At 58.7% G+C, this 13485-nt stretch carries 10 protein-coding genes; 9 read left to right on the forward strand and 1 reads right to left on the reverse strand.

The genetic code is table 11. The annotated features are described in order from the left end of the window. Positions 1-298: 298 nt before the first annotated feature. From A8O26_RS19530 to A8O26_RS19570, 9 genes are all read left to right on the forward strand, one after another. The gene (locus A8O26_RS19530) at positions 299-1900 is read left to right on the forward strand and encodes an ABC transporter substrate-binding protein (RefSeq protein ID WP_064119434.1); all 1602 of its coding nucleotides are present in this window, start codon (positions 299-301) and stop codon (positions 1898-1900) included. Positions 1901-2160: 260 nt separating this feature from the next. Beyond that, a complete protein-coding gene (locus tag A8O26_RS19535) occupies positions 2161-3786 on the forward strand; it encodes an ABC transporter substrate-binding protein (RefSeq protein ID WP_038357509.1) in 1626 nt (541 codons plus the stop codon). Between the two features lie 300 nt (positions 3787-4086). Further along, the gene (locus A8O26_RS19540; protein WP_064119435.1) at positions 4087-5685 is read left to right on the forward strand and encodes an ABC transporter substrate-binding protein; all 1599 of its coding nucleotides are present in this window, start codon (positions 4087-4089) and stop codon (positions 5683-5685) included. Positions 5686-5860: 175 nt separating this feature from the next. After that, complete coding sequence (locus tag A8O26_RS19545; RefSeq protein ID WP_064119436.1) at positions 5861-7282, forward strand: OprD family porin; 1422 nt, start codon at positions 5861-5863, stop codon at positions 7280-7282. A gap of 77 nt (positions 7283-7359) precedes the next feature. Next, a complete protein-coding gene (locus tag A8O26_RS19550) occupies positions 7360-8955 on the forward strand; it encodes an ABC transporter substrate-binding protein (protein WP_064119437.1) in 1596 nt (531 codons plus the stop codon). Between the two features lie 73 nt (positions 8956-9028). Then, on the forward strand, positions 9029-10039 hold the full coding sequence (locus A8O26_RS19555) for an ABC transporter permease subunit (RefSeq protein WP_008085273.1): 1011 nt from the start codon (positions 9029-9031) through the stop codon (positions 10037-10039). Between the two features lie 11 nt (positions 10040-10050). After that, positions 10051-10974 (forward strand): ABC transporter permease subunit, encoded by a 924-nt coding sequence (locus A8O26_RS19560; protein ID WP_034154447.1) that lies wholly within the window; start codon positions 10051-10053, stop codon positions 10972-10974. Between the two features lie 10 nt (positions 10975-10984). Further along, positions 10985-11953 carry an ABC transporter ATP-binding protein gene (locus tag A8O26_RS19565; RefSeq protein ID WP_008085268.1) on the forward strand — a complete coding sequence of 323 codons (969 nt, stop codon included), beginning with the start codon at positions 10985-10987 and terminating at the stop codon, positions 11951-11953. Beyond that, positions 11953-12933, forward strand: coding sequence for a peptide ABC transporter ATP-binding protein (locus A8O26_RS19570; protein ID WP_008085266.1), 981 nt, complete (start codon positions 11953-11955; stop codon positions 12931-12933). The genes A8O26_RS19565 and A8O26_RS19570 overlap by 1 nt, the downstream gene beginning before the upstream one ends. A 213-nt stretch (positions 12934-13146) precedes the next feature. Here the strand turns inward: A8O26_RS19570 and A8O26_RS19575 are convergent, their stop codons facing one another. Next, complete coding sequence (locus A8O26_RS19575; RefSeq protein ID WP_064119438.1) at positions 13147-13404, reverse strand: hypothetical protein; 258 nt, start codon at positions 13402-13404, stop codon at positions 13147-13149. Positions 13405-13485 lie beyond the last annotated feature (81 nt).

The raw sequence follows: 13485 nt of genomic DNA on the forward strand, positions 1-13485 counted from the left end.
AAACCGGAGGCGATGCCCCCGGATCGATCCCGGAGCGAAGGAACCCCGAGCCCCAGCGAGCGGGCCGCACGTAGGAGCAAGCGTTTTTTTGCTTACTTTTTTTAGGCGTTTGTAAAAAAAGTGAGTCGCCGTCAGGGCGAAACCCTAAGCAGCCGTTACCGCAGCAACGGATATGTACCCAAAAAAGCCCCTACATATACCGAGATAGACACTCCCACAGGAAAAACGATATTTCCGAAACTCCCCAAATCCCCGCTACCCTCAAAAAACCACCACCTCCAATTTCCCCGGGGACTCCATGCCAAGACCCACCCTGAAACCGCTCTTGATCTCCCTCGCCCTAACAGCCATAGCCCCGTTAGCAAACGCCGCCACCACCCTGGTCTACTGCTCCGAAGCCAGCCCCGCCGGCTTCGACCCCAGCCAATACACCAGCGGCACCGACTTCGACGCCTCCGCCGAAACCGTCTTCAACCGCCTCACCCAATTCCAGCGCGGCGGCACCGACATCGAACCCGGCCTGGCAACAAAATGGGACATCTCCCCGGATGGCCTGCAATACACCTTCCACCTGCGCCAAGGCGTAAAATTCCACACCACGGAATATTTCACCCCGACGCGAGACTTCAACGCCGACGACGTCCTCTTCACCTTCCAGCGTCTACTCGACCCGGACAACGCCTTCCGCAAGGCCTACCCCGCCGAATCCCCGTACTTCACCGACATGGGCCTCAACACCACGATCAAATCGGTAGAAAAACTCGACGAGCAAACCGTGCGCTTCAACCTCAACAACGTCGACGCCGCGTTCGTGCAAAACCTCGCCATGAGCTTTGCCTCGGTGCAATCGGCCGAATACGCTGCGCAACTGTTGAAGGAAGGCAAAGCCGCCGACCTCAACCAGAAACCCGTCGGCACCGGCCCGTTCGTGTTCAAGCGCTACCAGAAGGATTCACAAATCCGCTACGCCGCCAACACGGCCTACTGGAAACCCGAAGACGTCAAAATCGATAACCTGATTTTTTCGATCACCCCGGACGCCGCCGTGCGCCTGCAAAAGCTCAAGGCCGGTGAATGTCAGGTCAGCGGCTACCCGCGCCCGGCCGACATCGAAGTGATGGAAAAAGACCCGAACCTGCGCGTGCTCAAGCAGGCCGGTTTCAACCTCGGTTTCCTCGCCTACAACACCACCCACGCCCCTCTCGACCAGCTCAAGGTTCGACAGGCGCTGGACATGGCCATCGACAAACCGGCGATCATCAAAGCCGTCTACCAAAGCGCCGGCCAGTTGGCGCAAAACGCTTTGCCGCCGGCGCAATGGTCGTATGACCCGAATATCAAGGACGCTCCCTACGACCCGGTCAAAGCTCGGGTGCTACTGAAAGAAGCAGGGGTTGCGCCGGGTACAACCATCAACCTTTGGGCGATGACAGTGCAACGCGCTTCAAACCCGAATGCGCGAATGTCGGCGCAGATGATCCAGCAGGATTGGGACAAGATCGGCATCAAGGCCAACATCGTCAGCTACGAATGGGGCGAGTACATCAAACGCGCCAAAAATGGCGAACACGACGCCATGATCTATGGTTGGACAGGTGACAACGGTGACCCGGATAACTGGCTTGGCGTGCTCTACAGCTGCGCGGCGGTAAAAGGCAGCAATTACGCCAAATGGTGCGATCCGGCTTACGACAAACTGGTGCAACAGGCCAAGTTATCCACGGATAAAGAGCAACGGGTAAAACTGTATCAACAGGCGCAACTGATCCTTAAACAGCAGGTGCCGATCACACCGATCGCCAACTCCACGGTGTTCCAGCCGCTGCGCAAGGAAGTCACTGACTTCCGGATCAGCCCGTTCGGTCTAACCCCCTTCTATGGTGTGGGTATAAATAAGTAACACCGAGCCCCAAGGCGGCGCGCACAACGTGACCAATGCACCGTTTTGGGGCTCCATTTGCACCGTAAAAACCACCCGCAAACGGTCAAATGCGTCAGAAGTTATACAGATGCGACATTAAGGTACGTTCGTGCCACGCTTTGAGGCCGGCAGTCACTCTGGATCTTGCAATGGGTATGGCCCCTGCATAAGTATCCGCAGGCACGACTCACGAGGTCGTACCTCACAACTAAAAAATGACAACAAATCATGAGGCCAACATGCTTAAACACGCGGTCATTCCGTTTTTAGTCGGCGCAGGCTTGTTAGCCTCCGCACCTTTCGCATCCGCTGCGACTAACCTGGTGTTCTGCTCCGAAGGCAGCCCGGCCGGTTTCGATCCAGGCCAGTACACCACCGGAACCGACTTCGACGCCTCAGCCGAAACCATGTTCAACCGTCTGACCCAGTTCGAGCGCGGCGGTACCGCCGTGATTCCTGGTCTGGCGACCAAGTGGGACATTTCCGATGATGGCCTGACTTACACCTTCCACCTGCGTGAAGGCGTCAAGTTCCATACCACCCCGTATTTCAAGCCGACTCGTGAGTTCAACGCCGACGACGTGCTGTTCACCTTCAATCGCATGATTAACAAGGATGACCCGTTCCGTAAGGCGTACCCGACCGAATTCCCGTACTTCACCGACATGGGGATGGACACCAACATCACCAAGATCGATAAAGTCGACGACCACACCGTCAAGTTCACTCTGAAAGAAGTCGACGCTGCGTTCATCCAGAACATGGCCATGAGCTTCGCCTCGGTACAGTCCGCCGAGTACGCTGCCCAACTGCTCAAGGAAGGCAAAGCTGCCGACATCAACCAGAAGCCGATCGGCACTGGTCCGTTCGTGTTCAAGAGCTACCAGAAAGACTCCAACATCCGCTACACCGGGAACAAGGACTACTGGAAGCCTGAAGACGTGAAGATCGACAACCTGATCTTCGCCATCACCACCGACCCGTCGGTACGTATTCAGAAGCTGAAAAAGAACGAGTGCCAGGTCACCCTGTTCCCGCGTCCGGCCGACCTGAAAGCGCTGAAAGAAGACAAATCCCTCAAGATGCCTGACCAGGCTGGTTTCAACCTGGGTTACATCGCCTACAACGTGATGGACAAGGTCAAGGGCAGCAACGAGGCCAACCCACTGGCAGACCTGCGCGTACGTCAGGCGCTGGACATGGCCGTGAACAAGCCACAGATCATCGACTCGGTTTACCAGGGCGCAGGCCAACTGGCCGTCAATGCCATGCCGCCGACCCAGTGGTCTTACGACACCACCATCAAGGACGCCAAGTACGATCCTGAGAAAGCCAAACAGCTGCTCAAGGAAGCCGGCGTCAAGGAAGGTACCGAGATCGTGCTGTGGGCGATGCCGGTGCAGCGTCCTTACAACCCGAACGCCAAACTGATGGCTGAAATGCTCCAGTCCGACTGGGCCAAAATCGGCTTGAAAGTGAAGATCACCAGCTACGAGTGGGGCGAGTACATCAAGCGCTCCAAAGGTGGCGAGAACCAGGCCATGATCATTGGCTGGAGCGGTGACAATGGTGATCCGGACAACTGGCTGAACGTGCTGTTCGGCTGCGACTCGCTCAGCGGCAACAACTTCTCCAAGTGGTGCGACAAGAAGTTCGACGGCCTCGTTAAAGAAGCCAAGCGCACAACCGACCAAGGTAAGCGCACCGAACTGTACAAAGAGGCACAACACGTCCTCAAAGATGCAGTCCCGATGACACCTATCGCTCACTCGACGGTGTATCAACCCATGCGCGCCAACGTGCAGGATTTCAAGATCAGCCCATTCGGCTTGAACTCCTTCTACGGCGTCAGCGTCAGCAAATAAGGCACTGCAACGGCGACGTTTTTAACGTCGCCGTTGTTTTACCTGCCGGGAAGTTAGGAAATTGCCTACAGCCAATTCCACTGCGGATTACCGCGGGGGTATAGGACGTGTCGCCTTTTCCTACGAGCTTTAAGGCATTTACGCATTTACTGCCAGGACCGCGGCCCCTACCGTCGGGTACTGACCAGTTTCTGCGTGGGCCACCGGTTTGCCGTACGTACTGGATTGAGCTCGATGCGCTCAAAACGTCCCAGGATGGGACGACGGCGCATCGAACAACACTAAAAAAGAGGGAGCGTCATGCGCCATACCTTGATTTTTTCCGCATTGCTGGGCGCCGGCCTGTTGGCCGCTTCGTCCGCGAGTTTCGCCGCCAGCAAAAGTCTGGTGTTCTGCTCTGAAGGCAGCCCGGCGGGCTTTGACACCGCGCAGTACACGACAGCGACCGATAACGACGCCGCCGAGCCGATCTACAACCGTCTGGTCGAGTTCGAAAAAGGCGCGACCAATGTCGTACCCGGTCTGGCCACCAAGTGGGACATTTCCGAGGATGGTCTCAAGTACACCTTTCACCTGCGTGAAGGCGTGAAATTTCATACAACGCCGTACTTCAAGCCAACTCGCGATTTCAACGCCGACGACGTGCTGTTCACGTTTAATCGCATGCTCGATGCACAGCAACCTTTCCGTAAGGCTTATCCAACCGAGTTCCCGTATTTCAACGGGATGAGCCTGAACAAGAACATCGCCAAGGTCGAGAAAACCGGGCCGCTGACCGTGGAATTCACGCTCAACAGCGTCGACGCCGCGTTCATTCAGAACATCGCCATGAGCTTCGCCTCCATTCTCTCCGCCGAATACGCCGACAAATTGCTGGCCGAAGGCAAACCGAGCGACATCAACCAGAAACCGATCGGCACCGGGCCGTTCGTGTTCAAGAGTTATCAGAAAGACTCGAATATTCGTTACACCGGTAATAAACATTACTGGGACCCGAGCCGGGTCAAACTCGACAACCTGATCTTCGCGATCAACACCGACGCCTCGGTACGCGTGCAGAAGCTCAAGGCTGGCGAATGCCAGATCACCCTGCACCCGCGTCCGGCCGATGTTGAAGCGTTGAAGGCCGACCCGAAACTGCAACTGATTTCCAAGCCGGGTTTCAACCTCGGCTATATCGCCTACAACGTGCGCCACAAGCCCTTCGACCAGCTCGAAGTGCGTCAGGCGCTGGACATGGCGGTGAATAAACAAGGGATTCTCAACGCTGTTTATCAAGGCGCCGGCCAACTGGCCGTCAACGCCATGCCGCCGACCCAGTGGTCCTACGATGACAGCATCAAGGACGCCGCCTATAACCCGGAAAAAGCCAAAGAGTTGCTCAAGGCTGCCGGCGTCAAAGAGGGCACCGAGATCACCCTGTGGGCGATGCCGGTGCAGCGTCCGTACAACCCCAACGCCAAACTGATGGCCGAAATGCTCCAGGCTGACTGGGCCAAGATCGGTCTGAAAGTGAAGATCGTCAGCTACGAATGGGGCGAGTACATCAAGCGCACCAAGAATGGCGAGCACGACATCAGCCTGATCGGCTGGACCGGTGACAACGGGGATCCGGACAACTGGCTCGGCACGCTGTACAGCTGCGATGCCATCGGCGGCAACAACTACTCGATGTGGTGCGACCCGGCTTACGACAAGCTGATCAAAGAGGCCAAGGTCGTCACCGACCGTGACCAGCGCACCGTGCTCTACAAACAGGCTCAGCAATTACTTAAACAGCAGGTGCCGATCACGCCTGTCGCCCACTCGACGGTCAACCAGCCGTTAAGCGCGAGGATCGAAGGGTTCAAAGTCAGCCCGTTCGGTCGCAACGTGTTCTCGGGTGTCGGTATCGATTAAACCAGACGATTAGCCGCAACGCTGGGGGGCGCTGTCTAGCCCCTCACGCAAGCGCTTTGCCGAAATTCGCCAATCCGGCATTTTGCAAACGTTTGCGATGTGTGAATGAGTTCTAAACCAATAACCGGCATACCAAAAAAAGCCGGCATAAAAAGAAAGTAAAGGAGCTTCACCCATGAAACTGAGCAGCACCGCGATACTGGCCCTGGCCATCAGCAGCATCACCGCCACGGCGTACGCAGAACCTGCAAGTCAGGAGTTCGTCCCTACCACGTTGGCCGGCAGTAGCGCCCAAAGCGAGGCCAAAGGCTTTATCGATGGACAAAGCCTGGGCGGCACAACCCGTAACTGGTACGCCAATGAACTGAAGCGTCGTGACGACACTTTCAGCTACGTGAAAAACAGCGACAAGAACACCTCGCCAGTGGTCAAGACCGCGACCCCGCGTCGGATCAACTGGGTGCAAGGCACCATCGTCAACTACACCTCGGGCTTCACCCAAGGCACCGTTGGCGTCAGCACTGAAGTCGCCGCTTACAACGCCATCGTTCTGGACCGTGACCGCAAGGACATCGCCGGCGGTTCCAACCGTACCCTGGCGCACTCCGATGGCGACGCTGTCGACCAGTGGAGCAAACTGGGTCTGGCCAACGTCAAGCTGCGTGTTTCCAACACCACGTTGACTGCCGGTCGTCAGAACTTCAGCACGCCGATCGTCGACGTCATCGGCAACCGTCCGCTGCCTTCGAGCTTTGAGGGTATTACCCTGCACAGCGAAGAGCTCAACAACATTTCGTTTGACCTGGGTGGCTTCGACCGCGTTTCGCCACGTACCGAGCAGAGCCTGTCGAAATTCCGCACCGAGTACTCGGCCACTGGCGTTGAGACCGACAAGGTTTACATCGCTGGCGTCAACTACCAGCCGTTCAAAAGTCTGAAAACCAGCCTGTACGGCTCCAACGTCGAAGACTTCTGGAACCAGTACTACTTCGGCGCCACTCACGAACTGGGTGACAGCCAGGTCCTGAGCCTGACCACCGGTCTGAACTACTACAAGACCGTCGACGAAGGCAAAAAGCTGATGGGCGAGATCGACAACGATACTTACTCGTTGTCGCTGGGTCTGGCGCACCAGGCTCACAGCCTGACCTTCTCGTACCAGGAAGTGAATGGCGACACTTACTTCGACTACCTGCATGAAACCAACGGCATCTACCTGGCCAACTCCCTGCTGTCGGACTTCAACGGCCCGAACGAGAAGTCCTTTCAGATCGCCTACGGCATCAACATGGCCGAATACGGCGTACCCGGTCTGAAGTTCAACATCTACCAGGCGCGCGGCTGGGGCATCGACGGTACTCACTACCGTGGCACCGCCTACACCGATCCGGGCGCCAAGCGTGGCGACCTGAGCCTGATGGACGGCGAAACCCACTACGAATACGGCATCGGTGCGTCGTACGCCGTGCAGAGCGGCCCGCTCAAGGCCACCGCGATTCGCGCGACGTACACCACCCACCGCGCCAGCGAGCACCAGGCTGACGGCAACATCAACGAGTTCCGTCTCGTGACCACGATTCCATTCAACATTCTGTAAAAACGCCAACCGACGGCTGACTCATGATGAGTCGGCCGTTCGGTTTTTTGTCTTCAACCGATTGCAGAGGGTTATCGATGAAAATGCTTCCCCTACGTGCGGCCGTTGCGGCTGCGTTGTTGAGCGCCGCTCTCGGCGTCTCGGCCAAACCCTTGGTGGTCTGCACCGAAGCCAGTCCGGAAGGCTTCGATATGGTTCAGTACACAACTGCAGTCACGGCGGATGCTGTGGCCGAAACCATCTTCAACCGCCTGGTGGACTTCAAGCCTGGCACCACGGAAATCGTTCCGGCCCTGGCAGACACCTGGGAAATCAGCGAAGACGGCCTGACCTACACGTTCCACCTGCGTAAAGGCGTCAAGTTTCACACCACCGAATACTTCAAGCCGACCCGCGACATGAACGCCGACGACGTGGTCTGGAGCTTCCAGCGTCAGCTGGACCCGAATCACCCGTGGCACAAACTGTCGAGCGTGGGCTTCCCGTACTTTGAAAGCATGGGCTTCAAAGAACTGCTCAAAAGCGTCGAAAAAGTCGACGACCAAACGGTCAAGTTCACCCTGACCCGCCGCGAAGCGCCATTCCTGGCCGACGTCGCGATGCCGTTCACCGCCATCTACTCCGCCGAGTACGCTGATCAGTTGCTCAAGGCCAACAAGACCGGCGACCTGAACAACAAGCCGGTCGGCACCGGCCCGTTCATCTTCCAGCGCTATGCCAAAGACGCCCAGGTACGCTTCAAGGCCAACCCGGAATATTTCCGTGGCAAGCCGCCGGCCGACGCACTGATTCTGGCGATCGCCACCGACAACAACGTGCGCCTGCAGAAGCTCAAGGCCAACGAGTGCCAGATCGCGCTGTATCCGAAACCGGATGACATCCCGAGCATCAAGAAAGACGACAAGCTCAAGGTCGAAGAGCTGAACGCGATGACCGTTTCGTACATCGCCATGAACACCCAGCACAAATACATGAGCGACGTGCGCGTGCGTAAAGCGATCGACATCGCTTTCGACAAAGCGGCTTACGTCAACGCACTGTTTGGCCCGGGCAATGCGACCGTCGCGGTCAACCCGTACCCGGACACGCTGCTGGGCTACAACCACGAGCTGAAAAACCCGCCACGCGACCTCGACAAGGCCCGCGCCCTGCTCAAGGAAGCCGGGGTTCCGGAAGGCACCGTGTTTACCCTGTTTACCCGTAACGGCGGCGGCCCGACCAACCCGAACCCGATGCTCGGCGCACAGATGATGCAGGCTGACCTGGCGAAAGTCGGGATCAAGATCGACATCCGCGTGATGGAATGGGGCGAAATGCTCAAGCGCGCCAAGGCTGGCGAGCACGACATGGTTTCGGCCGGATGGGCGGGCGACAACGGCGACCCGGATAATTTCCTGACGCCTATGCTCAGTTGCGAGGCAGCAAAAAATGGCGAGAACTACGCTCGCTGGTGCAACGAGAAATTCCAGACGCTACTGGATGAAGCACGGGCTAAAGTAGATCCGGCCGAACGCGCAAAGCTCTACGAACAGGCGCAAGTGCTGTTTAATCAGGACCAGCCATGGATCAGCATGGCCCACACCAGGATGTTTACCGCAATGCGCAACAACGTAGAGGGCTATCACATCAGCCCTCTCACCACTAATAACTTCGCCACCACCCAGGTGAAGTAGATAAGAAACTCCCGGCGTCCCTGACCCCAGGGACGCCGGGCACGCCTAACCGGCTGATGAGGTACCACACAAGATGTTTAGTTTTATTGCCCGCCGACTGGGGTTGTTGATCCCCACGTTTTTCGGCATCACCTTGCTGACTTTCGCGTTGATTCGCATGATTCCGGGCGACCCCGTGGAAGTGATGATGGGCGAACGTCGGGTCGACCCCGAAATGCACGCTCAGGCAATGGAACGCCTAGGTCTGAACAAGCCGCTGTACGCCCAGTATCTGGACTACATCGGCAAACTGGCCCACGGCGATCTCGGCGAATCCCTGCGTACGCGTGAAAGCGTATGGACCGAGTTCACCTCTCTCTTCCCGGCGACCCTGGAACTGTCCATGGCCGCCCTGTTGTTCGCCGGCATTCTCGGGCTTCTGGCCGGGGTAATTGCGGCACTCAAGCGAGGATCCCTGTTCGACCACGGGGTGATGGGCATCTCCCTGGCGGGGTATTCGATGCCGATCTTCTGGTGGGGCCTGATCCTCATCATGTTCTTCTCGGTGAGCCTGGGCTGGACCCCTGTTTCCGGACGCATCGACCTGCTTTACGACATCGAGCCGCGCACCGGTTTCATGCTGATCGACACGCTGCTGGCCGATGACGTCGGTGCGTTCTTCGATGCCCTGCATCACCTGATCCTGCCGGCCATCGTGCTCGGCACCATTCCGCTGGCGGTGATCGCGCGGATGACCCGCTCGTCGATGCTCGAAGTGCTGCGCGAAGACTACATCCGCACCGCCAAGGCCAAAGGCCTGTCGCCGTCGCGCGTGGTATTCGTCCACGGCCTGCGTAACGCACTGATTCCGGTACTCACCGTGGTCGGTCTGCAAGTCGGCACCCTGCTGGCCGGTGCGGTCCTGACCGAAACCATTTTCTCCTGGCCCGGCATCGGTAAATGGCTGATCGAAGCCATCGGCGCCCGGGACTACCCGGTTGTGCAAAACGGCATCCTGTTAATCGCCTGCCTGGTGATTCTGGTCAACTTCGTAGTGGACATCCTCTACGGCTTTGCCAACCCACGCATCCGTCATCAGCGCTGAGGTCAATAACCATGAGCACTCCAACATCCTCAGTAGCCACCGCCGCCAACGCGGATCAAAGCCTGCTGTACCCGTCACCGTACAAAGAATTCTGGCAAGCCTTCTCCAAGAACAAAGGTGCGGTTGCCGGCCTGCTGTTCATGTTGCTGGTGATCTTCTGCGCACTGTTCGCGCCGTGGGTCGCGCCGCACAACCCGAGCGAGCAATACCGCGACTTCCTGCTGACGCCACCGGCGTGGCTCGAAGGCGGGCAGATGCAGTTCCTGCTCGGTACCGATGAACTGGGTCGTGACCTGTTGTCGCGTCTGATCCAGGGCTCGCGCCTGTCGCTGCTGATCGGCTTGTCGTCGGTGGTGATGTCGCTGATTCCGGGGATCCTGCTGGGTCTGTTCGCCGGTTTCTTCCCGAAGATGATCGGCCCGACCATCATGCGTCTGATGGACATCATGCTGGCCCTGCCGTCGCTGCTGCTGGCAGTGGCGATCGTCGCCATCCTCGGCCCTGGCCTGATCAACACCGTGATCGCCATTGCTGTGGTGTCCCTGCCGTCCTATGTGCGTCTGACCCGTGCCGCGGTGATGGGCGAACTGAACCGCGACTACGTGACCGCCGCGCGCCTGGCCGGTGCCGGCCTGCCACGTCTGATGTTCATCACCGTGCTGCCGAACTGCATGGCGCCGCTGATCGTTCAAGCGACCTTGAGCTTCTCCTCGGCGATTCTCGATGCCGCTGCGTTGGGCTTCCTCGGTCTTGGCGTACAACCGCCAACCCCTGAGTGGGGCACCATGCTGGCCTCGGCCCGCGACTACATCGAACGCGCCTGGTGGGTGGTGAGCCTGCCTGGTTTGACCATTTTGCTCAGCGTGCTGGCAATCAACTTGATGGGCGACGGCCTGCGCGATGCGCTCGACCCGAAACTCAAGAACGCCGCCTGAGGAGATTCCCATGTCACTGCTAGAAATCAAGAATCTCAACGTTCGCTTCGGCGACAAGACCGCGACCCCGGTGGTCGACGGCCTCGACCTGAAAGTCGACAAAGGCGAAGTACTGGCCATCGTCGGCGAGTCGGGTTCGGGTAAATCCGTGACCATGATGGCGTTGATGGGCCTGATCGAGCACCCCGGCATTGTCACCGCCGACTCGCTCAGCTTTGACGGCAAAGACATGCTCAAGCTGAGCAACCGTCAGCGTCGGCAGATCGTCGGCAAAGACTTGTCGATGGTGTTCCAGGACCCGATGACCGCGCTGAACCCGAGTTACACCGTCGGTTTCCAGATCGAAGAAGTGCTGCGCCTGCACCTGAAAATGTCCGGCAAGCAAGCGCGCAAACGTGCGATCGAACTGCTGGAAAAAGTTGAAATCCCCGGCGCTGCCAGCCGTATGGACGCCTACCCGCACCAACTCTCCGGCGGTATGAGCCAGCGTGTTGCGATCGCCATGGCGATTGCCGGCGAGCCGAAACTGCTGATCGCCGACGAACCGACCACTGCTCTGGACGTAACGATTCAGGCACAGATCATGGATCTACTGCTGGCGTTGCAGAAAGAACAGAACATGGGCCTGGTGCTGATCACCCATGACCTCGCGGTCGTGGCAGAAACCGCTCAGCGCGTCTGCGTGATGTACGCCGGCCAAGCCGTTGAAGTCGGTCAGGTGCCGCAACTGTTCGACATCCCGGCGCACCCGTACAGCGAAGCGCTGCTCAAGGCGATTCCCGAGCACAGCCTCGGCGCCGCACGTCTGTCGACCCTGCCGGGCATCGTCCCGGGCCGTTACGACCGTCCGCAGGGCTGCCTGCTGTCGCCGCGCTGCCCGTACGTGCAGGACAGCTGCCGCGCGCAGCGTCCAGGCCTTGATCCGAAAGCCCACAGCCTCGCCCGCTGCTTCTTCCCGCTGAACCAGGAGGTGGCGTAATGGCCGTCGTACTTACCGCCCGCGACCTGACCCGTCACTATGAAGTCTCCCGTGGCCTGTTCAAGGGCCACGCGACCGTGCGCGCACTCAATGGCGTGTCGTTCGAACTGGAAGCCGGCAAGACCCTCGCCGTTGTAGGCGAGTCGGGCTGCGGCAAATCCACCCTCGCCCGCGCTTTGACGCTGATTGAAGATCCGTCGTCCGGATCCTTGAAAATCGCCGGCCAGGAAGTCGCCGGTGCCGACAAGGCCCAGCGCAAGCAACTGCGCAAAGACGTGCAGATGGTGTTTCAGAGCCCGTACGCGTCGTTGAACCCACGGCAGAAAGTCGGTGACCAGCTCGGCGAGCCGCTGCTGATCAACACCAACCTCTCCGCCGCCGAGCGTCGCGAGAAGGTCCAGGCGATGATGAAGCAGGTCGGTTTGCGCCCTGAGCACTACCAGCGCTATCCGCACATGTTCTCCGGCGGTCAGCGTCAGCGTATCGCCCTGGCCCGGGCCATGATGCTGCAACCGAAAGTGCTGGTGGCGGATGAACCGACTTCGGCGCTCGACGTGTCGATTCAGGCGCAGGTGCTCAACCTGTTCATGGATCTGCAGCAGGAGTTCAACACCGCGTACGTGTTCATCTCGCACAACCTCGCGGTGGTGCAACACGTGGCCGATGACGTGATGGTGATGTACCTCGGTCGCCCGGTGGAACTGGGCCCGAAAAACGACATCTACGAACGCCCGCTGCACCCCTACACCCAGGCGCTGCTGTCGGCGACCCCGACCATTCACCCGGACCCGAACAAACCGAAAATCAAGATCGTCGGCGAACTGCCGAACCCGCTGAACCCGCCGTCTGGCTGTGCTTTCCACAAGCGCTGCCCGTACGCGACAGAGCGCTGCAGCACCGAAGAGCCGCTGTTGCGCCAGCTCGACAGTCGGCAGGTGGCTTGCCACTACGCCGAGCAGTTCCTCGACGGCGCGGCGTAAGCAAATCTGGAGAGCGATACAAAAAACTGTGGGAGCGAGCTTGCTCGCGAAGGCGCCGGATCATTCAACATAGATGTCGCCTGATACACCGCTTTCGCGAGCAAGCTCGCTCCCACAGGGATCGCATTTCAAACAGAGTGACGTGTTAACCAAACCCCTTCCGCCTCGATTGCGCATCAGTCGAGGCAGAAGGGGTTTTCTTTTGCCGGTGATTTACGTTTGGCTGTCGCCGTCGTCATCGTCGGTATCCGGCTCGTCAGTGGTCGAGTCATCATCGTCCTTGCTGCCGCCCTGGTCCTGATCGCCCGGCTCGGACTCGGACTTGGCCAGCATCAAGCCGCTGTGCCCGACCTGTCCGTTGAACGCTTGAGAATCGTGATCCTCGCACTCGGCCCAGGCCGTCGCGGTACCGAGGGACAGCATGACCATCACTTTCAACAGCAATAAAACCCGTAGCAACCTGCTTTTCATAGCCGACTCCATCCATTTTCAGGTGAGACATTCGTGCCTGACTGGCGCTGTGTGAAATCTAGTTCCGATCAGCCGGGCTCA

Source organism: Pseudomonas fluorescens, from assembly GCF_001648775.1.
Taxonomy (GTDB): Bacteria; Pseudomonadota; Gammaproteobacteria; order Pseudomonadales; family Pseudomonadaceae; genus Aquipseudomonas; species Aquipseudomonas fluorescens_M.

Coding starts and splice junctions, on each gene's coding strand:
- A8O26_RS19530 (WP_064119434.1), top strand. CDS start 299: ATGCCAAGACCCACCCTGAAACCGCTCTTGATCTCCCTCGCCCTAACA.
- A8O26_RS19535 (WP_038357509.1), top strand. CDS start 2,161: ATGCTTAAACACGCGGTCATTCCGTTTTTAGTCGGCGCAGGCTTGTTA.
- A8O26_RS19540 (WP_064119435.1), top strand. CDS start 4,087: ATGCGCCATACCTTGATTTTTTCCGCATTGCTGGGCGCCGGCCTGTTG.
- A8O26_RS19545 (WP_064119436.1), top strand. CDS start 5,861: ATGAAACTGAGCAGCACCGCGATACTGGCCCTGGCCATCAGCAGCATC.
- A8O26_RS19550 (WP_064119437.1), top strand. CDS start 7,360: ATGAAAATGCTTCCCCTACGTGCGGCCGTTGCGGCTGCGTTGTTGAGC.
- A8O26_RS19555 (WP_008085273.1), top strand. CDS start 9,029: ATGTTTAGTTTTATTGCCCGCCGACTGGGGTTGTTGATCCCCACGTTT.
- A8O26_RS19560 (WP_034154447.1), top strand. CDS start 10,051: ATGAGCACTCCAACATCCTCAGTAGCCACCGCCGCCAACGCGGATCAA.
- A8O26_RS19565 (WP_008085268.1), top strand. CDS start 10,985: ATGTCACTGCTAGAAATCAAGAATCTCAACGTTCGCTTCGGCGACAAG.
- A8O26_RS19570 (WP_008085266.1), top strand. CDS start 11,953: ATGGCCGTCGTACTTACCGCCCGCGACCTGACCCGTCACTATGAAGTC.
- A8O26_RS19575 (WP_064119438.1), bottom strand. CDS start 13,404: ATGAAAAGCAGGTTGCTACGGGTTTTATTGCTGTTGAAAGTGATGGTC.